Raw genomic sequence first — 22,485 nt, 5'->3', positions numbered from 1 at the left:
AAACCTTTCTGATTGCAATACAATCAAACTCGACAATAAAATAAGCATGGGACATATAATATGACACCATGCTTAGAATTCGAGTGTATATATTAAGTAGTTGCAACTGGCTGACATTTTAAAGTCCCTATAGTTTTGCGTCACAAGCTTTCGCTTGTTTTGCCCATATAAAGTGTTTGTTCACAAATATTTCACAATTTGCTCGAAAACAGTCACAATTATATACGCTGTTTTTTAGGTTGGCAACTACTTTTGTTAATTATTTATCATTTTTGACAGTTTTGCATAATTTAAATCGTATACAGAATAATTTTATTGTACATGCTTATCAATATAATTGCTGCGGTACTTGCTGTATACAATCTTTTGAGATTTGTATAGGCCAGTGTAGCCTGATACCCAATAGCTGAAGGCTACAGCAAGCAAGAAGTAAGGCATCGGTTCATAGCCGAATAGCTCAAAGCATATTAGTAAGCTTGAGATAGGACAGTTGGTAACACCACAAAACAGAGCGCCCATTCCTACAGCTGCCATTAGAGCTGGAGGGAATCCTATTAAACCACCGATTGCTGCACCAAGTGTGGCACCAATGAAAAGAGTAGGAACAATTTCACCACCTTTGTATCCGCAGGACAATGTAAGGGTGGTAAATATCATTTTTAAAAGGAATGCGCCAAGCCCGATAGATGCACCTGTGAAGCAGGACATTATTATAGAAGATCCTGTGCTGTTATATGTTTGATTTCCTACTAATAATGTAAGAATCAAAACTGAAGTACCACCAACAACGGCTTTAATATAAGGATTGATGATTTTGCCACTAAGGAATTCTTCGTACTTGTGAAGCATAGTGCAGAACAATATAGAAGCAAAGCCGCATATTATAGCAAATACACAGATGATAATAGCTGTTTTGATAGTAAACTTTGGGATGACCTCTATTGGATAGATTTCAGCACCAAGTCCAAAGTATGCAGCGATGTATCTTGCAACCAGTGATGAAATAACACATGGAACAAGTGCTGCATAGTGCATGATTCCAACGGAAATAACTTCCATGGAGAAAATTGCAGCTGCCATTGGTGTGCCGAATAAAGCTGAAAATGCTGCACTCATACCACACATTATCATAGTCTTTTTGTTAGTGTCACTAAGGTGAAGGGCACGACCCACACCATTTCCTATAGCGCCGCCCATCTGTAAGGCAGCTCCCTCACGACCGGCAGAACCACCTACTAAGTGTGTAATCAATGTAGCTATGAAAATCAGTGGAGCAAGTCTAAATGGCAGACGCTCATCTGACTGAATCGCAGCAATAACAGTGTTTGTTCCGCTGTCTTTAACCTTTAGAATCTTCTTATATATAAATGTGATTAGCACTGCACCTATCGGCAAGAAATATATAAGCCATGGATTGGATTCGCGGACAGATATGACTTCTCGCATGCTAAGTCCGAAGGCGGTAGCAAATAATCCTACTAGAACACCTATTACGATAGCTGCGATTGTCCAGCTGAAAACAGACATTGCTCGATGACCGTTGTGATCGATTTTGTGAAATAACGTTTCTTTAAATTCTCTATTATCCATATTTTCCCTCTTTATTTGATATATCTTGTATGCTAACACTCTGTATTTTTTCACGCAAGAAATACATTGACTTTACTTGATAAAATATACAAAATTATTTTAGAAACAATATTTGGGAGACAATATGGAAAACGTATTTATTGTAAACAAAGCGAGTAGAACAGGAAAAGCTGAAGATGTTTGGAATAAGATAGAAGAATATCTTGAAAGTGAAGGTGTAGATTACGAAGTTCACTTTACAGCCAAGGCTTATGATGCAACTGAATTTGCAAAGAAAGCCACATCTTCGGGAGAGGATGTTCATTTATTTGTTATGGGTGGAGATGGCACTTTAAATGAAGCGCTTAATGGAATAGTAGATTTTGAACATACCTTATATACACCGCTGCCATCAGGCTCTGCTAATGATTTTGTTAAAGGCATAGGATTGGAAGGAAGCACGCTTGATATTTTAAAACGAGCTCTTAAGGATGAGGGTTTCAAAAGCATTGATATAGGAAAGGTTACTTATAATAAAGAAGGAGAGGAGCATAGTCGTCTTTTTGGCGTTAGTGCGGGAATTGGTGTAGATGCCTATGTTTGCTTACAGGCACTTGATAGCAAGCTAAAGAAATTTCTTAATAAGTTTGGCCTTGGTTCGGCAACATATGGCCTTCTTACTGTGGGAGATATTTTCACAATGCCATTTTCAGATGCGGTTGTTACCACCTATTTTGATGGAGTAAAAGAGGAACGTAATATTAAAAGTACTATATTCGCTGCTGCCATGAATTGCCCGGCAGAGGGCGGTGGTATACCAATGGCTCCAAAGGCCACAGCTGACTCCGGATATCTTACAGCATTTATTGCCCATGACATTAGTAGAATTAAATGTTTTGGATTATTACCTTTTTTAGTTGCAGGTAAGCATGAGGGAAGGAAGGGATTTGATTTATTAAAATTTAATAAATTGGAGATATCTATGGATGATCAAATGTGTGTACATGCTGATGGTGAACATGTTGGATTTTATAATAAAATTTTATTTGAATGTTTGCCCTCAAAGTTGAAAATTAGGGGCTTTTAAGGAATACAAATTCTTAAAAATGTATTAAATTTTTATTAAGCAAAATATTGTTATTTTCTTGACGACCAAGTATAATAGAAACTGAGGGAAAGAGAAGAAGTTTCTCTTTTAATTTCTAATAATTATTAAGGAGGATGGATATGTTTTTCCAAATCACTAATCTTTGGCAGATCCTTGGATGGTTCCTTGTATTTGCAGGATTAATTCTCATGAACGAACTCGGCCGTCGTACAAAGGTCGGCGGAATGATTATTTTCGTAATCATCCCATGTATTCTTACAGTATATTTCATTCTTGCACACGTTGGTTTATTCGGCGGTGCAGCAAACCCAACTGTTGCTTATATGGATGGTTGGTTCCACTACTTCAAGCTCTACGCAGCAGATATCGGATGCGTCGGCTTCATGATGATCAAGTATAAGTGGGGCATTGGTAAAGAAAAATGGTTTGCTTGGTGGCCATGGTTCATCGTAGCAGCAAACATCATGATTGCTAATGTTTCAGATATGGAGTCTGCTCTTGCAGCATACTCAATCACAGGCGACCTTTCAGGTGCTTGGTGGTGCTCAAACGAAGGTGTATTCATCTACGGTGGATGGTGGAACGTTGTTAACGCTCTTGCTGGTATGATCAACATCTTCTGTATGACAGGTTGTGTAAAGCTTTACACATCAAACGACAAGAATCAGGCAGATATGATTTGGCCAGATATGACAATCTGGTTCATCATCGCATATGATGTATGGAACTTTGAGTATACATATCTTAACCTTCCTACACATACATGGTACTGTGGTGTTGCACTTCTTCTTGCTCCTACATTTGCTAACGCACTTTGGAACAAGGGTGCATGGATCCAGAACCGTGCTAACACACTTGCAATCTGGTGTATGTGGGCTCAGGTAGTACCTCTCTTCCAGTTAAAGGGTACATTCGCAGCTGTACTTCCACGTGTATACGGTGGCGCTACAGAGGCTGGTGTTACAACAATGGATCTTTATGAGAAGGCTATCGCTCTTTACCAGGCAGGCCAGGGCAAGACAGCAGCAGCTAACGAAGCTATCGCAGCAATGGGTATCACAGCTGATCCTTCAATGCAGGGATTTGTAGCTATGATGGCACTTGCAATTAACGTTCTTTGCATCTCTGTTATCATTAGAAACGCAATCAGAATCGGTGGAAACCCATATTCTAACTGCGTATTCGAGGGAACAAAGGACTTCGACGAGGCTATGGCTCGTGCAGCAAAATAATTCATGAGATTTTAAGGCATCCGCTTAGGCGGGTGCCTTTTTTGTATTCATCAATATTTAGTGAATAGTATTTTAAATTCATCTAAATATAGGTATAATATTCACATGAATATGCCTAATTTTGATTAAGGCGATATATTAGGGAGAATCTAATGTACAAAGTTTACTATATTATGCATAGTAGCTTCTTGGTGGAGCTAGAAGATAGATATTTACTATTTGATTATTTTGATAAATCAGTAGTGGCAGATACAGTGCAGTTTCATGGCTGCCTGCCAGAGCTTAATCCTGATAAATACCTTTATGTTTTTGCAAGTCATAGCCATAAGGATCATTGGTGGCTGGAAAATCTCCGTCTTGCTGACTCAAGAGACAATATCAAGTTTATTTTGTCGAAGGACATTAGATTAGGCCGCAACTATCTTATTAGAAATGGCTTTGATTTATCTATAAAAGACAAGATTCAGTTTGTAACATCCATGAAGAAGTATCAGGTGGATGATATGACTATAGAAACCCTTCGTTCTACAGATGCGGGAGTGGCATTCGTAATCAGCGTAAATGGCATGAACATTTATCATGCAGGGGATTTAAACTGGTGGAATGCTGAGGGCCGTGGGGAGCTATACGGTGAAGTATATGGTCGAGAGTACAAGCGAGCTTTGAAATCTATTTTAAACAAGCATTTTGATATAGGATTTGTCCCATTGGATTCTCGAATGGGGGAGGATGGTTATTTCCTTGGCTTGGATTATTTCATCAAGAACATTGATTGCGACAACATCTTCCCTATGCATATGTGGGGAGATTACAAATGGATTGATAGATTCAAGAGTCGCCCAGATATTGCAAATCTTAGGGAGAGAGTTGTGGATATAGATAGGGAAAATATGATTTTTGAGATAGAGGACTAGAATGGTTTTTAGCAAGAGTCTTACAGCGGAAGAATTTAATCCAGAGATTATCATGAATTCTGGACAGGTTTTTAGAATGAAGAAGGAGACTGCCGGCGCAGACGGCATGCCTGATACATATAGCGCCTGTTCAGGAGATAATGATGTTTATTTCTATTTGAATAGAGAAAAAGATACCTGGGATTTTGCCTGTGAAGAAAGCCAGTGGGAATTCTGGTGCAGATATTTTGATTTCGACACAGATTATACTTCCTACAACAACATTATTCGAAAGAGTAATGATAAGTTCTTAAAGGATTCTTTGAAGGATGCTTTTGGTATGCGTATCCTTAGGCAGGATTTGTGGGAAGTTTTCATATCCTATGTGATTTCCCAGAATAACAATATCCCAAAGATTAAGAAATCTATACAGATTCTTTGTGATAGATACTCAGATGGAATACATTTTCCTAAGGCAGATGTGCTTGCCTTCATACCAGAAGCAGAGCTAATGGATGGCACAGCCTTAGGCTATCGCGCAGATTACATAAAAGGAATATCCGAAAGGGTAGCAGCAGGTATGCTTGATATAGAGGCTATTAGCAAGCTTCCTTATGCAGACGCCATGGAAGCGCTACTTAAAATCAAAGGTATAGGGCCTAAAGTAGCAAACTGCATTATGCTTTACGGATTCCATTTTATGGAAAGTTATCCAATTGATACTTGGATGAAGAAAATCATATCAGAAGACTATAAGGACTATAATACTAAGGATGCTTATTTGGATTACATCAACAGTGAGTATCCCGGTTTTCAAGGGTATGTTCAACAATTACAGTTTTATCATAAGAGAAAAGGCTGAGTAATGTTTAAATATCATATTTTTGCACTTTTATTGGGAACCATATTGGATTATGTATTTGGAAACATATATTGTATATGGAATCCTTTCGACACAATTAAAGATTGGGTAAAGTTTTTGGATAGAGCCTTGCTGGGAGATGAGATTATCCTTTTGGAGAAGTCAAAGCAGCGCAGCCTTGGGGCTTGGTTGATTATTCTTGTTGTATTTCCTGTATTTGCTGGAATTCTCTTTTTTGCCATGCTTACATATGAGATACATCCATGGTTTGGCGTGCTTTTTGAAGCATTGGCTACATATTATTGCTTGAATTACAACAGACTATATTATGGCGGATTAGGTGTTGCGGCAGACTATTATGGTAATGGCACTGCAGCTATGAAGCACACTGCCAGTCTATTAATTGGATGTCAGGTGGAGGTTGATACAGAAGATGCTATCACGTCAGAGACTATCACTTATATTGCAAATGAAGCATCAGATAGTGTTTTGTCACCGCTTTTTGTAATGTTTCTATTTGGGCCAGTGGGAGGCTTTGTTTATATGGCTCTTGATATTATCGAAGGTCAAATCGGCACTTATGAATCGGGCACATTCAACTCTCGATACGATTATTTTGGTCAGCCTATTGTAAAGCTTAATAGCATAGTGGACTATTTGCCATCCAGGTTTAGCGGTGCACTTGTTGTTTTTGCTGCAAGACATACATTTGGAGGCTTCAACGGCAAAAACGCTAGATTTATTCATTTAAGAGACAGGAAAAAAGCTATATCTGCATTTGCAGGAGCATTAGATATCGGGCTGGACAATGGCCTAATAGGAGATTTTGATAAACCAATCGAAGTATCAGATATAAATAAAGCAGTAAACCTACTTAAAAACAGTTTTATGTTATGCCAGGCAATTTTCGTGATTTTATTGTTATTTTTCTGAATTACGGGTGGAATTTAAAAATACTTTGGATTATAATTTAACCAAGTATGTAATATAGGTTTAATTGGCTATAAATATTGTGATTAGGAGGAATTGCTATGTCTGCATTTTTATCTTGTTTTGCAAGTTATCTAATTAAAATGATCATACTAGTTGCTTTAGGTCTTTGTGGCGGTTTTATTGGAATTAAGCTCCGCCAGTCTAGCGACAGGAAGAAGGGTGTTTCTGAGCAAGTAACAGAGGCTTCTTCCGAAGAATAATATTTGGAGGACTATTGTTTTGAATACCGGTGTTAATGATTTACGACGCGCCTACTTGGAGTTTTTTGAGAGCAAGGGCCATCTTTGCCTCAATAGTTTTTCTCTTGTACCACATAATGATAACAGCTTATTGCTTATCAATGCTGGTATGGCACCACTTAAGCCATACTTTACAGGACAGGAGATTCCACCACGTAGACGCGTTACAACATGTCAGAAATGTGTTAGAACAGGAGACATTGACAATGTAGGTAAGACGGCTCGCCATCTTACTTTTTTTGAGATGCTTGGTAATTTCTCATTTGGTGATTATTTCAAGCATGAGGCAATTGCCTGGTCATGGGAATTCCTTACAGAGGTTCTCAAACTAGACAAAGACAGACTTTATCCTTCTATTTATGGTGAGGATGAAGAAGCCTTCGAAATCTGGACAAAGGAAATCGGTGTAGCTCCAGAGCGCATCACTCGTTTCTATCGTGATCCAGAGACAGGCGAATGCGACAATTTCTGGGAGCACGGTGCTGGTCCTTGCGGTCCTTGCTCAGAGATTTACTATGATCGTGGAGAAAAATACGGATGCGGCAAGCCAGATTGTAAGGTCGGTTGTGATTGCGACCGCTACATGGAAGTTTGGAACAACGTATTTACTCAGTTTAATGGCGATGGCCATGGCGGCTATGAAGAGCTTGAGCAGAAGAACATCGATACAGGTATGGGTCTTGAGAGACTTGCTGTAGTTATGCAGGATGTTGATTCTGTTTTCGATATCGACACTATGAAGGCAATCCGTGACAAGATCTGCGAGATGTCTGGAAAGAAGTATCATGTTGATGCTCTTGACGATGTTTCAATTCGTCTTATTACAGATCATATCCGTTCATCTACATTCCTTGTATCAGATGGTGTTACACCTTCAAACGAAGGTAGAGGATACGTGCTTCGTCGTCTTATCCGTCGTGCTGCAAAGCATGGTCGCGCACTTGGAATCCAGGGCACATTCATGGCTAAGCTTGCAGAGACAGTTATCAATGAATGTAAGGATGGTTATCCAGAGCTTTGGGAGAAGAGAGAGTACATCTTCAAGACTCTTACAGCTGAGGAAGACCAGTTCAATAAAACTATCGACAAGGGTCTTGAAATCCTTGCTGGTATGGAAGAAAAGCTTGTTGCTTCAGGTTCAAAGGAGCTTTCAGGCGAGGATACATTCAAGCTTTACGATACTTATGGATTCCCTGTAGATCTTACAGCAGAAATCCTTGAGGAAAAGGGATTCAGCTACGATGCTGCTGGATTCGAAGCTTGCATGGAAGAGCAGAGACAGAAGGCTCGTGCTGCTCGTAAAGAGACAAACTACATGGGTGCAGACGCATCTGTTTACGATGATATCGACTTGAATGTTACTTCTGAGTTCGTAGGCTATGACAAGACTACATCAGAATCTACAGTTACAGTTCTTACAACAGAGACAGAAATCGTAGATACAATCGCAGAAGGTACAGTTGGTACAATCATCGTTCCTGAGACACCATTCTACGCTACAATGGGTGGTCAGATTGGCGACACAGGTATCATCTCTACACCAAACGGTGAGTTCGAAGTTAAGGACACAATCAAGCTCAAGGGTGGCAAGATTGGTCACGTAGGTCAGATGGTTTCTGGTATGATTAAGGTTGGCGATAAGGTTACTCTTAAGGTAGACGATGCTCGCCGTGCTCGTATCTGCAAGAACCACTCAGCTACTCACCTTCTTCAGAAGGCACTTCGCGAGGTACTTGGTACACACGTAGAACAAAAGGGTTCTTACCAGGATGCTGACAGAACACGTTTCGATTTTTCTCATTTCTCAGCAATGACAGATGAGGAAATCGCAAAGGTTGAAAAGATGGTAAATGACAAGATTGCTGAAGGACTTGAGGTTACAACAGCTATCATGTCAATTGATGAAGCAAAGAAGAGCGGTGCTATGGCTCTCTTTGGTGAGAAATATGGCGACGAAGTTCGCGTAGTAAAGATGGGAGATTTCTCTACTGAGCTTTGCGGTGGTACACACGTTGCAAACACATCAGAAATCTCAGCATTCAAAATTCTTTCAGAGTCAGGTGTTGCTTCAGGTACACGTCGTATCGAAGCTATCACAGGTGCTGCTGTATTCGAATACTATGCAGATATCGAAGCTAAGCTTAATGCTGCAGCTGCTGCTCTCAAGTGCCAGCCTGCAGATGTTGAGGAAAAGATTGCACATCTTCAGAAGCAGCTCAAGGAGGCAAACTCAGAGCTTGAGTCTATGAAGGCAAAGGCTGCACAGGCTGCTGTTGGTGATGTTATGGATTCGGTTGAAGAGGTTAATGGAGTTAAGCTTCTTGCTACTTCAGTTTCTGGAGTTGATATGAACGGACTTCGTGATCTTGGTGATGACCTTAAGACAAAGCTTGGCGAGGGCGTTATCGTTCTTGCATCTGATTGCGATGGCAAGGTAAACCTTGTTGTTATGGCTACAGATGAGGCTCAGGCTAAGGGCGCACACGCTGGTAACCTTGTAAAGGCTATTGCACCTAAGGTTGGCGGTGGCGGCGGTGGTCGTCCAAACATGGCTCAGGCTGGTGGAAAGAACCCAGCAGGCATCCCAGATGCCCTTGCGGAAGCCAAAGCCGTATTAGCAAGTATGGTCTAAGAGTTGTATAAATTGCGTCCCCATATCCTTGGCAAGCGCGAGGAGGAAGGCTAAACGTAAGCCAGTAAGCAACAAGCTCTTAAATCTCTCGAGCGAGACATTTTAGTCGAGCGGAGAGATACTAAGGCTTGTAGCTGTAACTGGCGATGTATGGAAGGTGGCCTCCGGGAGCAAGATATACTTGGATGACGCAATAATATAAAAATATAGTTGACAAATACTTGATTTATGCTAAAATGCTTGTTAGTGCTTTAGAGTATTAAGTACAAGTCCCCAGATGGAGGGAGGTTAGGAATAGACTATGTCATATGTTACAGTTAAAGAAAACGAATCATTAGACAGCGCTCTTCGCAGATTTAAGAGAAACTGTGCTAAGGCTGGTATCCAGCAGGAGATTCGTAAGCGTGAGCACTATGAGAAGCCTTCAGTAAAGCGTAAGAAGAAGTCTGAGGCTGCTAGAAAGCGTAAATTTTAATTAAAATTTATGTTTAAGAATTTATGAAATCATGGCCTGTACCAGTTTTGGGTACAGGCTATTTTTCGGTTTACGTAAAGTATATTATTTTGGAGGTTATATGGCACGTTCAGTTGAAGAAGAGATTAAGAGACGTCGTACTTTTGCAATTATTTCCCATCCCGATGCAGGTAAGACTACCCTTACAGAAAAATTCCTTCTATACGGAGGACAGATCAATTTAGCTGGTTCGGTAAAGGGAAAAGCTACAGCAAGACATGCAGTATCGGACTGGATGGAAATCGAGAAGGAGAGAGGTATTTCCGTTACTTCTTCTGTTTTGCAGTTTGAGTACGATGGTTATTGCATTAATATCCTTGATACACCTGGACACCAGGATTTCTCCGAGGATACATATAGAACACTTATGGCTGCCGATTCTGCAGTCATGGTTATCGATGCATCAAAGGGTGTTGAGGCACAGACTAGAAAGCTTTTCAAGGTTTGTGTTATGAGACACATCCCTATTTTTACATTTATTAATAAGATGGACCGTGATGCAAACGACACTTTCGAGCTTCTTGACGATATTGAAAATGAGCTTGGAATTGCCACAGTTCCTGTTAACTGGCCAATCGGCTCAGGTAAGGGATTCAAGGGTGTATATGATAGAAACGAGCGCACTGTGCGTATGTTCTCTGATACACAAAAGGGTACAAAGCAGGGTGAGGAGCGTATTCTTTCTATAGATGATCCTGCTCTTAAGGATGAAATCGGACAGGAAAAATACGACCAGCTTATGGAAGAACTTGAGCTTATCGATGGAGCTGGTGCTGAGTTTGATCAGGAGCTTGTTACAAAGGGTGAGCTTTCACCAGTATTCTTTGGATCAGCCCTTACAAACTTTGGTGTTGAAACATTCCTTGAGCACTTCCTTCAGATGACATACAGTCCACTTCCTAGAAAGAGTGATGCTGGCGAGATTAGCCCATTCTCTGAGGATTTCTCAGCTTTCGTATTTAAGATTCAGGCTAATATGAATAAGGCTCATCGTGATAGAGTAGCATTCCTTCGTGTTTGCTCAGGTACATTCGATGCCACAAAGGAATATCTTCACGTGCAGGGGGGCAGAAAGGCTAAGCTTTCAGCACCTCAGCAGATGATGGCTGATGAGCGTAAAATCGTTGATAAGGCTTATGCAGGCGATATTATTGGTGTATTTGATCCAGGTCTTTACAGCATTGGTGATACATTTACATCTGCTAAAAAGCCATTCAAGTTCGAGGGTATTCCAACATTTGCTCCAGAGCATTTTGCCCGCGTACGTCAGATTGATACAATGAAGCGTAAGCAGTTCATGAAGGGAATCACACAGATTGCCCAGGAAGGTGCAATCCAGATTTTCCAGGAGTTTAATACAGGTATGGAGGAAATCATCGTAGGTGTTGTTGGTGTTCTTCAGTTTGATGTATTAAAATATAGATTGAGCAACGAATACAACGTTGAGATTGCTCTTGAAAACTTACCATACGAGCACATAAGATGGATTGAAGGAGACTACGATTTAGATAAGATTTCTGGTACATCTGATATGAAGAAAATCAAGGACTTAAAGGACAGACCACTTCTTTTATTCGTAAATTCATGGTCTGTTGGAATGGTTCAGGATAGAAACGAAGGATTAGTTTTATCTGAATTCGGTACAAATTAATGACTATAAAAGAAGCTGCTATTGATAGAAAAAATAACCTTAATATAATTCGACTTATTGCCAGTCTTATGGTTGTGTACATGCATGCCTTTGCGATTTGCATTGCAGATCAGTCAAAGGATGTGTTTTACACACTTACCAACCACAAGGCTTTGGCTGGTGGAATTGCGGTGTACATTTTTTTCATCATTAGTGGCTTTTTAATTTGTAGGAGTTTCGACAGAACGAAGAGTGTAGTTAAGTATTTCAAGGCACGTTTTCTTCGTATTTGGCCACTACTTTTTGTGGTTGTGATGGTGATGGCATTTGTACTGGGACCTATTCTGTCGGAATACAGCTTTGAGGAATATATGCAGGGAGATATTCTTGGCTTTCTAAAGAACATCTTCTTTATCCATGACACCACCACTTTGCCAGGCGTATACAATTATCACTATAATCACAGCTTAAACGGCTCTTTATGGACTTTGATGTACGAAGTTATGTGGTATGTCATTGTGGCCGTCATTTCGCCTCTATGGAAGCGATTCAAGGCATCTGGAATACTTATGGTTGTGGCTTTAGGCGGCATCTATATTCTTTACACATACAATAGCCCTGGGGACATCGGGCCACTTACAACAAGCTTTATGCTTAATTTTTCAAAGCTTGGTATGTTCTTTGCTATGGGAATGTGCTATTACCTGTTCGGAGATTACATCATAATTTCTTGGAAGATAGCACTAGTTGCAGTAGTTGGGCTTATCCTTGGAATTTGTTTTACAGATTTCATTATTATATTTTGCATTTTTGGAGCGTACATCATTTTTTATCTTGCCTTCCAAAAGCGTTTTGTAGCCACCTGGTACGATAAAGTAGGAGATTTGTCTTACGGAATATATATCATGGCGTTCCCAATCCAGCAGACTTTGGTTGAGTGCATAGGCACACCTACTGAGATATATCACACCATGTCTATGGATCCATATTTAAATATGTTGTACACATTACTAATCGTTATTCCTTTGGCTTGGATTAGCTGGCATTGCATCGAAAGACCATGTTTGAGGCTAAAATAAAGCTTGACGATGGTTTTTATACCGTGTATATTATTGGGCAGTGACTTATGTCACTGTCTTTTATTTTTTCGAATTTTTTTATCCCATTTTTTGTTGACATTTATAAACAGGTTCACTATTATTATATTAAAGAAACGAACAGTTGTTCCGAACGGAGGTTTTATAAAATGGCAAACGAAGATAAGCTTAAAGCATTAGATGCTGCGATTTCGCAGATAGAAAAGCAATACGGAAAGGGCTCAGTCATGAAGCTGGGAGAGGGAGCTAACATCCAGGTAGAAACAGTTCCTACTGGCTCAATCAGCCTTGATATTGCACTTGGACAGGGTGGTTTCCCTAAGGGACGTATCATCGAAATCTACGGTCCAGAATCATCTGGTAAGACTACACTTGCACTTCACGCAGTTGCTGAGGTTCAGAAGCAGGGGGGTATCGCAGGCTTCATCGATGCAGAGCATGCTCTCGATCCTAAATACGCAAAAGCAATCGGTGTAAACATCGATGATTTATATATTTCTCAGCCTGATAACGGTGAGCAGGCGCTTGAAATCACAGAGACTATGGTTCGTTCAGGAGCTATGGACATTATCGTTGTGGATTCAGTTGCAGCTCTTGTACCAAAGGCAGAAATTGACGGAGATATGGGTGATTCTCACGTAGGTCTTCACGCACGTCTTATGTCACAGGCTATGAGAAAGCTCACAGGTATTGTTGCAAAGACAAACTGCGTAGTTATCTTTATCAACCAGCTTCGTGAAAAGGTTGGTGTTATGTTCGGTAACCCAGAGACTACTACTGGTGGTCGTGCTCTTAAGTTCTATGCATCAGTTCGTATCGATGTACGTCGTATCGAAGCATTAAAGCAGAACGGCGAGGTAATCGGAAACAGAACACGTGCCAAAATCGTTAAGAACAAGGTAGCACCTCCATTCCGTGAGGCAGAGTTCGATATCATGTTTGGCGAGGGAATCTCTCGTGAAGGTGACATCCTTGATGTTGGTACAAATCTTGATATCATTCAGAAGTCTGGTGCTTGGTATGCATACCTTGGCGAAAAGATTGGCCAGGGCCGCGAAAACGCTAAGATGTACTTGAAGCAGAATCCAGAGGTTTGCGAGGAGATTGCACAGGCAATTCGCGACCACTATGCAGAAACTGACGAGAGCGAAGTTGGTCTTGTTGGTGGTGAAAAAGAATCTGATATTCCTACAGAGGTTATTGAATAATCATGGAAGTAGTATCTCTTGTTAAATTAACAAAGGGAAGAGCAAAAATCTGTCTCGCTGGCGGGGCAGATTTTGTTCTATATAAAAAAGAATACGAAAGCTACGGTATCGAAGAAGGGGCGGATTTACCGGAGGATAAATACCAGGAAATCATTACCGAAATCATCATTCCTCGTTGCAAGAAGCGTGCCCTTCACCTTCTAGAAAAGCAGGACCGTTCCGAGAAAAATCTCAGGGATAAGCTTCGTGAGGGCGGATACTCAGAGGATGTGGTGGATATCGCTATCGACTACATCAATGAATATGGCTATTTGGATGACGCCAGAATGGCTGCCAGCCACATCCGTTTTTATCAGGATTCCCGCAGCAAACAGAGGCTCAAGCAGGACTTAATTGGCAAGGGCATATCTAGCGATGTTATCGACAGAGTTTTGGAAGAGGAGTACACCGGGGATGAATCAGCGCTCATAGAGCGTCTCCTTGAGAAAAAGCATTATGATAAGGAAAATGCCACCTACGAAGACAGAGCCAAAATCTATCGCTTTTTAATGGGGAGAGGTTTCTCATCAGATGCTATCAATAGGGTGATAAAATAGTCCCTAGGCTCCACTATATATGGTATACACATGCTTGACATAGACCATTTATACAGTTAAACTAAATGTGTTGATGTTTATAAATGAGGGCATTATAGCTTTTATTTTATATTCCAATTAGAAAATTAAATAAGGAGGTGCTCCTGTGAACGCAGTAACGATGATTATTGTTGCACTTGTCGTTGCCGTTGTTGCAGTTGTTATCACTCTTGCTGTTTCAAACAAGATTCATGAGACACAGGGCAGAAACAAGATTGGTTCTGCAGAGGAGAAGGCTCGTGAAATCATTGATGAGGCAGTTAAGAATGCGGAGGCTAAAAAGAGAGAGGCTATGCTCGAGGCAAAGGAAGATGCCATGAGACAAAAGAACGATCTCGATAAAGAAATCCGTGAGCGCCGAGCAGAAATTCAGAGAAGTGAGCACAGATTATCTCAGAAAGAAGATAACCTTGATAAAAAGCTCGATGCAGTTGAAAAACGTGAGGCTGAATTCGCTCGTCAGGAACAACAGCTTAACAAGCAGCGCGAGGAAGTTGCAAAGCTTAATCAGCAGCGTGTGCAGGAACTAGAGAGAATCTCAGGACTTACCTCCGAACAAGCAAAAGAACAACTTTTAAAATCTGTAGAAGAAGATGTCAAATTAGACGCAGCAAAACTTATTAAGGAAAGCTTAGCTCAGGCAAAGGATGAGGCTGATAAAAAGGCACGTGAAATAGTCGTTAGTGCTATTCAGAAGTGCTCAGCAGATCATGTTGCAGAGACTACTATTTCAGTAGTACAGCTTCCTAATGATGAGATGAAGGGAAGAATCATTGGTAGAGAGGGTCGTAACATTCGTACTCTTGAAACTATGACTGGCGTAGAATTAATTATTGATGATACACCAGAAGCAGTTATCTTATCTGCATTTGATCCAGTAAGACGTGAGATTGCACGTATTGCTTTGGAGAAGCTCATTGTAGACGGACGTATTCATCCAGCTAGAATTGAGGAGACAGTAGAAAAGGCTAAGAAAGAAGTAGAACAGCAAATCCGCGAGGAAGGCGATGCAGCTGCACTTGAGGTTGGTGTTCAGGGTATTCACCCAGAGCTTCTTAGACTTCTTGGAAAGATGAAATTTAGAACCAGCTACGGTCAGAATGTATTAAAGCATTCAATTGAGGTTGCTCAGTTATCAGGATTACTTGCTGCAGAGCTTGGTCTTGATGTTAGATTAGCAAAGCGTGCAGGTTTGTTGCATGATATTGGAAAGGCAGTAGATAGAGAGCAGGAGGGTACTCACGTACAGCTCGGAGCAGATCTTTGCCGCAAGTACAAAGAGTCTCAAACAGTTATCAATGCTGTTGAGGCACATCATGGCGATGTAGAGCCAGAAACTCTTATAGCTTGTATTGTTCAGGCAGCTGATACAATTAGTGCAGCTCGTCCAGGTGCAAGACGCGAGGCTATGGAGACATATACAAACAGATTAAAAGAACTTGAAGAAATTTCAAACAGCTTTAAGGGTGTTGAAAAGTCTTTTGCTATTCAAGCAGGTAGAGAGATTCGTATCATGGTGGTTCCTGAACAGGTTTCAGATGCCGATATGGTCATCATGGCGAGGGATATTTCAAAGCAGATTGAATCACAGCTCGAATATCCTGGACAGATTAAGGTTAACGTAATTCGTGAATCACGAGTTACAGACTACGCAAAGTAAAAAAACTTAGCGGGTGGATATCCACCCGCTTTTTTTGAACCCATTTTTAGGAAAATCATTAAATTAGGGGTTGATTTAATCAATACAAAGTATTAGAATACTACCATAATGAAAAGCAACAGGGAGAATATAATACAAGGAGAATGATTATGGAGAAAATTGAAAGAGTAAAGAGAGAGCTAGTACATAAGGGGGCAATCCTGGACATTTATGAGGACACTGTTAGGCTTCCTAATGGAAAGGAAGAAAAGTGGGATTTTGTCAGCCACAGAATGGGAGCAGCTTGCGTATTGGCTATTCATCCTAGCGGCAAAATCATCATGGTGCGCCAGTACAGAAACGCACTTGATAGATTCACACTTGAGGTGCCAGCTGGAAAGCGTGATTCAGTAGATGAAGATACCAGCATTTGCGCAGCCAGAGAGCTTGAGGAGGAGACAGGATTCAGAGCAGGAAAGCTAGAAAAGCTTTTATCACTTAAATCTACAGTAGCATTCTGCGACGAATTTATTGATGTTTATTTGGCTACAGATTTGAAAGAAATTGGAGAGCAGCATTTGGATGAAGCTGAAGATATTGAAATAGAGCTTTATGATTTGGAAGACCTTCTTGTTATGTGCTATTCAGGCAAGCTCCAGGATGCCAAGACTGTTGCAGCTATCATGGCCTACGCAGCGAAAATGAACTAGAAATAGTCTTAATTTAGGAAAGCTCTTTATGCTTCTCTAAGTTTTAGAATAATGGAGAAAAAATATGGATGAAAGAGATGAGAATAAAGCTGCGGTTCACCGAGTTTTTATATTTTTAGTAGGATTGCTTGGAGTGGGAATTGTTTTATTCGGAGCTTACAATACTGTGCTGACTTTTTTATATCTAAAATGGGGGCTTTGGAATAACAATTACTTCGCATTTACGATAGGTATTTATAGCGTAATATCAGTCATAGGATTGATTACAATCTGGTGTGCATTCAAGCTTCGTATTAAGCTACTTCCTAATGAAATTGATATTGAAAGAAATCTGGAAAAATCAGAAAAGATTGCAGACATTAGAGAAGCCAGGGAGAAAAAAGCCTTAGAAAAGCAAAATGAAATCGATGCTAAGAATCGTGAGAAACGAGCAATTCTTGCTGAAGAACGTGCTGCTAAGTATCAGGAAAATCTTCGCAAGAAAGCAGAAATCGAAAAGAAGAATGTTGAGCGTGGCAAGAAGCCTGAGTTTACAAATTTTGCGGCAAAGCACTATAGCGATAAGTTGGAACTATTCTCTACAAGAAAAATGTATCTTTGGTATTATCTTAGGATTGTCTTTGGATTTGCGCTTATGGTTGGAACAGTGGTGTTTGGTGTTAAATACACCAGCTATGCTGGCTCAACATACAGTGGCATGTTCTATTTTATGCTGTTTTTGATGGTCGTTTTCTTTTGGACAGGGCTTCTTATGTTCTTTGGTGCAATAGGAACGCTGGCTCGTCTAAAGACTAGCTATATTGTGAGCTTCCAGGATAAGCTTTATGTCTTTAGATTGAAGTGGATCAGAATTGAAGAGGCTGCGTCAATTGAAGGCGTGTTTGCTCATTCTGTCTTTGGCAAGCTTATAAACTCAATTGCAATATATGCAGCTATAGGTGAATACAGTAATAAGTTTAGACAAGTTATCGATTCAGAAGATATTAATGACAAGGTGATGGGCATGATGGGCGGCTACGAGTTTGATAGCTTGGTAGAACTGCTGCCAATTAACAGCAAAGCCATGACTGTAAGTGTAAGAAAGCTTTATTATAAAGCTTATGTGAAAGCAGTAGGATAGCTTCTTAGGGGAGATGCTTATATAAAAAACTGGCGCATACCTAAGTGGGCAAGCAAATAGGTATACGCCATTTTCATTTCTGAAGTGGGCAAGCAAATCAGAATATGAAAAAATGGTGCCAAAATAGAATCCCCGCTTAGGGACTCTATTTTGACACCATTGTCTGAAAAAATATTACTATATCAGATAATTAAATGCAAGAATAAAAATTTAATTTTAAGAGGGAGCAAAATGGAAGATTTACAAAGAATTCAGGAGCTGGAGGACAGAGTCCAGAAGCTTGAAGCTGAAGTGAAGGAGCTGAAGAGTGCTGTAGCAGTAAAGCCACAGCCACAACCTCAGCCAATAATGCGGGACAGTCACCCGGGGCAGTACTACAATCAGTATATTCCACCAGTGCAGCAAACACCACAGCCAACTCCACAGCCAGCGCAGCAGTACTATCAGCCACAGCCAGCCAGGACACAGGCGAAGGCGCAGCCTACCAAGCAGAGCATGGAGTCATTTATTGGGAAATATGGCATGGCCATTGGCGCATCACTGCTTATATTCATAGCCATAGTTATGTTTGCTGTTTGGATTATTCCAGTGTTGGGAGATGCTGTGAAGATTGCAGCAATGTTTATTTTCAGCGGAGCCTTTATAGTAGCGGGAGAGCTGAATGCTAAAAAGAAGGGAGTAAACAAGTGGAATACGTCTCTGACAGGATGTGGAACAGGTGCTGTTTTTGTTTCGCTGTTTGTGACCTATGGTTACTTTGAAGCAATCAACATCATTGCACTTTACGTACTGCTTGTATTATGGGCGGCAGCGTTGTGTTTCCTTGGCAGAAAGAAGTCATTCGTATTTACCATAATCGGCCAGACCGGAATATTTGTAGCTGCAGTATTTAGTGCTATTCAAATGCATACCTTGGATGAATGCCTGGTAGTGCTAGTGATGCTTGTACTTGCGGAAGTATCATTCTTTATAAATGACCTATTGGTGAAGAACTACTGGAGTTCATTCTCCACATGGTGCGGAACGATTATCGCATTTACGTTAGTCACAATCAAATACCTGGCAGGTGTCTATGGATTTGGTGGCAATGAAGTAAATCCAGTGGACATAATAATATTAGTATTCACACTTGTGGTAATTATGTATTCATCACTGGTGCAGCTTTTATTTTTGGAAAACGAAAAGCATACCATTACCTTTGTAGTTCAGACAATCCTAACACTATTTCCAATGGAATTTTTGTTGATCTATTCATTAAATGGGTACATTGGAAATCTGGAATCAGAGAGAATAGGAGATTTGCTAATACTTACAATTGCGCTTATCGATTTCTTTGTTGTTGATAGATTCGTTAAGCTTGAAGCTGCAAAGATTGCTACATACACAGCAGAAATTATTTTTGCATTATTTATTTTTATTGCAAACTTCAACATGGTGGTTTGTGATCATGAATCCCTATCTGTAATAGGTGGTATTCTTGCAGTATTGATAGAGATAGGAGCATGTGTATATTCAAGATTCAAGCGCAATTTGGTTGCCAGATTCTACAGCCTAACAATGATTATATTGATTATTGCTGCTGAATTTGATAATTCGATATTTGGACTGATATTGGTTGTTACAATGTTTGCGTTTGCAGTAGCAGAGAGAATTACCGAGAAAGAAGAGCATGTTAATGTGGTTTATGATAATGTGCTTTACCTGTGGATTATAGGAATGATTGCATATACAATCCATTTAATCAATGATATTCATAAAATCTCTGGATCATTTGAATTATTCTGCATTATAATGACAGCGCTGCAGATATTTGCTTACAAAAAGAAATTTGCAGCTATTAAAGTGTCATATGAAAAGACTTGCAATATCATGTTCTATATTGTTAACGTCTTCCTGGTTGTATTCTACACAACCGAAATGATGATATTTACAAAATCGCCATTTGCAATTCTCTACGGCCTATTGATTACTACATTGGTATCAATCAATGTAAAGAGCCTGCTGGATAATTACAAATGGGCTGGGGCATATGTTGCTTTCAAATATACCTATGTATGCTTGATGTTCTTGCTTGCATATGAATCATATGGCATCATGCTAAGCGTGGCATTCCTCGTGATAGCGCTGGCATCGATTATCCTGGGATTCAGGATGAAGTACAAGTCCATGAGACTGTACGGCCTGGTGCTTTCAATTGCAAGCATTGTGAAGCTTGTGTTGATTGATGTGAACTATGAGGATTTGCTGCTTAGAGCAGTGGGATTTTTGATTTGCGGATTCCTTTGCTTTGGAATCAGTTATATTTACAACAGACTGGATAAGCAAGAGATTCAATAAAGAAAACTCAAGTCGGATTAATCTGACTTGAGTTTTTGTTTTAGTTGCGTTCTGCAATTGTATAAAGAAGATGACGTGTGTCTTCCCAACCAAGGCAAGGGTCTGTGATTGACTGGCCATATGTCTGGTGGTCGGAGATAGGCTGGCAACCTTCGATGAGGTAGCTTTCTATCATGACACCCTTAACAAGATTCTTGATATCTTCCGAATGATTTCGATTGTGCATTACTTCCTTCACGATACGAATCTGCTCTTTGTACTGCTTGTTTGAATTTGAGTGGTTGGCATCGATGATACATGCAGGATTAACAAGATCCATCTTTTCGTACATGTTGTGAAGTCTGATTAAGTCTTCGTAGTGGTAGTTTTGCACGCTATTGCCGTGCTTTGATACGGCACCGCGGAGGATTGTGTGGGCTAGTGGATTTCCTGTAGTGGTTACTTCGTATCCAGAGAAGGTGAAGTGATGTGGATGCTGGGCCGCATATACGGAATTTAGCATTACAGAGAAATCGCCAGATGTAGGATTCTTCATTCCCGATGCTACGTCGAAGCCTGAAACAGTGAGACGATGATGCTGATCCTCAACTGAGCGGGCACCGATTGCCACGTAGGAAAGAAGATCATCTACATAGCCCCAGTTTTCAGGGTAGAGCATTTCATCAGCAGGAGTGAGCTCTGATTCTGTCATGGCACGGATATGCATCTTTCTCATTGCAATGAGGCCTGCCACCATATCAGGGGCTTCATTTGGGTCAGGCTGAGAAGCGATTCCTTTGTAGCCGCTGCCTGTGGTACGCGGCTTGTTGGTGTAGATTCTAGGAACTACCAAAACTCTGTCTTTTATATCCTCAGCAACTCGTGCTAGCTTTTCGATGTATTCGCAAACGGCGTCCTCATTATCAGCAGAGCATGGACCAATTATGCAGAGAAAACGGTCATCTTTTCCAGTGATTATGTCGGTCACTTCTTTGTCACGTTGCTTTTTGATTTCCTGGACCTTTGGTGGAACAGGAAGCATCTCCTTGATTTCCTCTGGAGTAGGCATTTTCTTAAGATAATTGAAACTCATTATTTTCCCTCACTTCTATAGATTTAGTCAAAACATGTCTCTTTAATTAAGTCGATTGGCATATCCTTGCCAGTCCAAAGCTTAAAGGCTGCAGCCCCTTGGTATAGAAGCATGTATTTGCCATTCATTGTCTTGCAACCGCAGGCTTTTGCATCCTTTAAAAGTCTGGTTTCAGCAGGATGATAAATTACATCGCAAACTGTAAGTCCAGGATGAAGAAATTCCTTTGGAACAAGGGAACGGTCGTCGTCGCCCATACCAACATTTGTACTATTTATAAGGATATCACTTTCTTGAAGAGAAAAGTTGAGAATATCCATGTCTTCCATGTCGTAAACGAAAAGATCGCAGTTGGTAGATTTTGTAAGTCGGTCTGCAAAATCTACAACCTTCTGGAAAGATGCGTTTTTTCTTTTGAAGATATTAATCTTTTCCACACCTTCCATGGCCGCCTGTGTGATGATAGAAGTGGCAGCGCCACCAGCACCAAGAATAGTGATAGTAGTACCAGTGTATTTGATTCCACAATCCTTCATAGATTGAAGAAAGCCAATGCCATCTGTGGTGTAGCCTACTAATTTGCCATCCTGACAAACGCAGGTGTTTACTGATTGAGCCAGTTCAGCTGCTTCATCGATTTCATCCAGAAGTGGGATGATAGCAGTTTTTAAAGGCATTGTGAGATTGAAATTACAGCAGTTGATTTTTTTCAAACCCTCAACAGCTGTAGGCAAATCTTCCTTACTTACATCAAAGGCCATATATGAAAAATCAAGCCCTAAAGCATCAAAGGCTGTATTATGCATCGCTGGTGAGATGCTGTGTGAAACTGGACTGCCGAGTAAACAAATTAAATTAGTAGAACCTGTAGGATTCATATACAGTTACCTCCTTGTGTAAGATTTTTCATATACTTTATCACTTTTATCAACTAAAGTACATAAATTTTTGACGAAAGGTGTATTTAGTTTGTAAGTTGTGTTAAAATAAATCGG

At 40.4% G+C, this 22,485-nt stretch carries 19 protein-coding genes and 1 riboswitch; of the genes, 16 read left to right on the top strand and 3 right to left on the bottom strand.

What is annotated here, in order from left to right; translation table 11 throughout:
- Positions 1–98: 98 nt before the first annotated feature.
- A riboswitch (cyclic di-GMP riboswitch) is annotated at positions 99–174 on the bottom strand.
- A gap of 138 nt (positions 175–312) precedes the next feature.
- Positions 313–1,590 (bottom strand): chloride channel protein, encoded by a 1,278-nt coding sequence (locus BO15_RS0110930; RefSeq protein ID WP_033154345.1) that lies wholly within the window; start codon positions 1,588–1,590, stop codon positions 313–315.
- Positions 1,591–1,714: 124 nt separating this feature from the next.
- Between BO15_RS0110930 and BO15_RS0110925 the strand changes: the two genes are divergently transcribed.
- From BO15_RS0110925 to BO15_RS0110855, 16 genes are all read left to right on the top strand, one after another.
- Entirely contained in the window at positions 1,715–2,656 is a 942-nt protein-coding gene (locus tag BO15_RS0110925; protein ID WP_033154344.1) for a diacylglycerol/lipid kinase family protein, read from the top strand.
- Positions 2,657–2,796: 140 nt separating this feature from the next.
- On the top strand, positions 2,797–3,909 hold the full coding sequence (locus BO15_RS0110920) for a DUF5692 family protein (RefSeq protein WP_033154343.1): 1,113 nt from the start codon (positions 2,797–2,799) through the stop codon (positions 3,907–3,909).
- Between the two features lie 152 nt (positions 3,910–4,061).
- Positions 4,062–4,823, top strand: a complete 762-nt coding sequence (locus BO15_RS0110915; protein WP_033154342.1) for an MBL fold metallo-hydrolase — start codon at positions 4,062–4,064, stop codon at positions 4,821–4,823.
- 1 nt (position 4,824) lies between these two features.
- A complete protein-coding gene (locus BO15_RS0110910) occupies positions 4,825–5,664 on the top strand; it encodes a DNA-3-methyladenine glycosylase 2 (protein WP_052169898.1) in 840 nt (279 codons plus the stop codon).
- Positions 5,665–5,667: 3 nt separating this feature from the next.
- The gene (locus tag BO15_RS0110905) at positions 5,668–6,597 is read left to right on the top strand and encodes a cobalamin biosynthesis protein CobD/CbiB (protein WP_033154341.1); all 930 of its coding nucleotides are present in this window, start codon (positions 5,668–5,670) and stop codon (positions 6,595–6,597) included.
- Between the two features lie 98 nt (positions 6,598–6,695).
- Positions 6,696–6,857: a hypothetical protein gene (locus tag BO15_RS13695; protein WP_167541226.1), complete on the top strand. Its 162-nt coding sequence runs from the start codon at positions 6,696–6,698 to the stop codon at positions 6,855–6,857.
- A 19-nt stretch (positions 6,858–6,876) separates the two neighbouring features.
- Entirely contained in the window at positions 6,877–9,528 is a 2,652-nt protein-coding gene (gene alaS / locus BO15_RS0110900; protein ID WP_330372031.1) for an alanine--tRNA ligase, read from the top strand.
- 301 nt (positions 9,529–9,829) lie between these two features.
- Positions 9,830–10,003, top strand: a complete 174-nt coding sequence (gene rpsU, locus BO15_RS0110895; protein ID WP_028236498.1) for a 30S ribosomal protein S21 — start codon at positions 9,830–9,832, stop codon at positions 10,001–10,003.
- Between the two features lie 100 nt (positions 10,004–10,103).
- On the top strand, positions 10,104–11,693 hold the full coding sequence (locus BO15_RS0110890; RefSeq protein ID WP_033154339.1) for a peptide chain release factor 3: 1,590 nt from the start codon (positions 10,104–10,106) through the stop codon (positions 11,691–11,693).
- Positions 11,693–12,751: an acyltransferase family protein gene (locus BO15_RS0110885; protein ID WP_033154338.1), complete on the top strand. Its 1,059-nt coding sequence runs from the start codon at positions 11,693–11,695 to the stop codon at positions 12,749–12,751. The genes BO15_RS0110890 and BO15_RS0110885 overlap by 1 nt, the downstream gene beginning before the upstream one ends.
- A 167-nt stretch (positions 12,752–12,918) precedes the next feature.
- Entirely contained in the window at positions 12,919–13,977 is a 1,059-nt protein-coding gene (gene recA, locus BO15_RS0110880; protein ID WP_033154337.1) for a recombinase RecA, read from the top strand.
- A gap of 2 nt (positions 13,978–13,979) precedes the next feature.
- Complete coding sequence (locus BO15_RS0110875; RefSeq protein WP_052169897.1) at positions 13,980–14,573, top strand: regulatory protein RecX; 594 nt, start codon at positions 13,980–13,982, stop codon at positions 14,571–14,573.
- Positions 14,574–14,733: 160 nt separating this feature from the next.
- Complete coding sequence (gene rny / locus BO15_RS0110870) at positions 14,734–16,272, top strand: ribonuclease Y (RefSeq protein WP_033154335.1); 1,539 nt, start codon at positions 14,734–14,736, stop codon at positions 16,270–16,272.
- A gap of 149 nt (positions 16,273–16,421) precedes the next feature.
- Complete coding sequence (locus BO15_RS0110865) at positions 16,422–16,961, top strand: NUDIX hydrolase (RefSeq protein WP_081828646.1); 540 nt, start codon at positions 16,422–16,424, stop codon at positions 16,959–16,961.
- A gap of 64 nt (positions 16,962–17,025) precedes the next feature.
- Complete coding sequence (locus BO15_RS0110860) at positions 17,026–18,081, top strand: hypothetical protein (protein ID WP_033154334.1); 1,056 nt, start codon at positions 17,026–17,028, stop codon at positions 18,079–18,081.
- 231 nt (positions 18,082–18,312) lie between these two features.
- Positions 18,313–20,418 (top strand): DUF2339 domain-containing protein, encoded by a 2,106-nt coding sequence (locus BO15_RS0110855; RefSeq protein ID WP_033154333.1) that lies wholly within the window; start codon positions 18,313–18,315, stop codon positions 20,416–20,418.
- Between the two features lie 40 nt (positions 20,419–20,458).
- On the opposite strand, the gene BO15_RS0110850 is transcribed toward BO15_RS0110855, so the two are convergent.
- Both BO15_RS0110850 and BO15_RS0110845 read right to left on the bottom strand, forming a co-directional pair.
- Positions 20,459–21,490: a 3-deoxy-7-phosphoheptulonate synthase gene (locus tag BO15_RS0110850; protein ID WP_033154332.1), complete on the bottom strand. Its 1,032-nt coding sequence runs from the start codon at positions 21,488–21,490 to the stop codon at positions 20,459–20,461.
- A 23-nt stretch (positions 21,491–21,513) separates the two neighbouring features.
- Entirely contained in the window at positions 21,514–22,368 is an 855-nt protein-coding gene (locus tag BO15_RS0110845) for a shikimate dehydrogenase (RefSeq protein WP_033154331.1), read from the bottom strand.
- Positions 22,369–22,485 lie beyond the last annotated feature (117 nt).

The sequence above is a fragment of the Pseudobutyrivibrio ruminis HUN009 genome (genome assembly GCF_000703005.1).
Lineage (GTDB): Bacteria > Bacillota > Clostridia > Lachnospirales > Lachnospiraceae > Pseudobutyrivibrio > Pseudobutyrivibrio ruminis_A.
Note: the sequence above shows the minus strand (reverse complement) of the source record. Positions and strands in the feature narration are given on the sequence as shown.

Bases quoted from the DNA above. Each gene is read 5' to 3' on its own strand.
- BO15_RS0110920 (WP_033154343.1), top strand. From the start codon at position 2,797: ATGTTTTTCCAAATCACTAATCTTTGGCAGATCCTTGGATGGTTCCTT.
- rpsU (WP_028236498.1), top strand. From the start codon at position 9,830: ATGTCATATGTTACAGTTAAAGAAAACGAATCATTAGACAGCGCTCTT.
- BO15_RS0110930 (WP_033154345.1), bottom strand. From the start codon at position 1,590: ATGGATAATAGAGAATTTAAAGAAACGTTATTTCACAAAATCGATCAC.
- BO15_RS0110905 (WP_033154341.1), top strand. From the start codon at position 5,668: ATGTTTAAATATCATATTTTTGCACTTTTATTGGGAACCATATTGGAT.
- BO15_RS0110845 (WP_033154331.1), bottom strand. From the start codon at position 22,368: ATGAATCCTACAGGTTCTACTAATTTAATTTGTTTACTCGGCAGTCCA.
- recA (WP_033154337.1), top strand. From the start codon at position 12,919: ATGGCAAACGAAGATAAGCTTAAAGCATTAGATGCTGCGATTTCGCAG.
- BO15_RS0110855 (WP_033154333.1), top strand. From the start codon at position 18,313: ATGGAAGATTTACAAAGAATTCAGGAGCTGGAGGACAGAGTCCAGAAG.
- BO15_RS13695 (WP_167541226.1), top strand. From the start codon at position 6,696: ATGTCTGCATTTTTATCTTGTTTTGCAAGTTATCTAATTAAAATGATC.
- BO15_RS0110885 (WP_033154338.1), top strand. From the start codon at position 11,693: ATGACTATAAAAGAAGCTGCTATTGATAGAAAAAATAACCTTAATATA.
- BO15_RS0110865 (WP_081828646.1), top strand. From the start codon at position 16,422: ATGGAGAAAATTGAAAGAGTAAAGAGAGAGCTAGTACATAAGGGGGCA.
- BO15_RS0110850 (WP_033154332.1), bottom strand. From the start codon at position 21,490: ATGAGTTTCAATTATCTTAAGAAAATGCCTACTCCAGAGGAAATCAAG.
- BO15_RS0110910 (WP_052169898.1), top strand. From the start codon at position 4,825: ATGGTTTTTAGCAAGAGTCTTACAGCGGAAGAATTTAATCCAGAGATT.
- BO15_RS0110925 (WP_033154344.1), top strand. From the start codon at position 1,715: ATGGAAAACGTATTTATTGTAAACAAAGCGAGTAGAACAGGAAAAGCT.
- rny (WP_033154335.1), top strand. From the start codon at position 14,734: ATGATTATTGTTGCACTTGTCGTTGCCGTTGTTGCAGTTGTTATCACT.
- BO15_RS0110860 (WP_033154334.1), top strand. From the start codon at position 17,026: ATGGATGAAAGAGATGAGAATAAAGCTGCGGTTCACCGAGTTTTTATA.
- BO15_RS0110915 (WP_033154342.1), top strand. From the start codon at position 4,062: ATGTACAAAGTTTACTATATTATGCATAGTAGCTTCTTGGTGGAGCTA.
- BO15_RS0110875 (WP_052169897.1), top strand. From the start codon at position 13,980: ATGGAAGTAGTATCTCTTGTTAAATTAACAAAGGGAAGAGCAAAAATC.
- BO15_RS0110890 (WP_033154339.1), top strand. From the start codon at position 10,104: ATGGCACGTTCAGTTGAAGAAGAGATTAAGAGACGTCGTACTTTTGCA.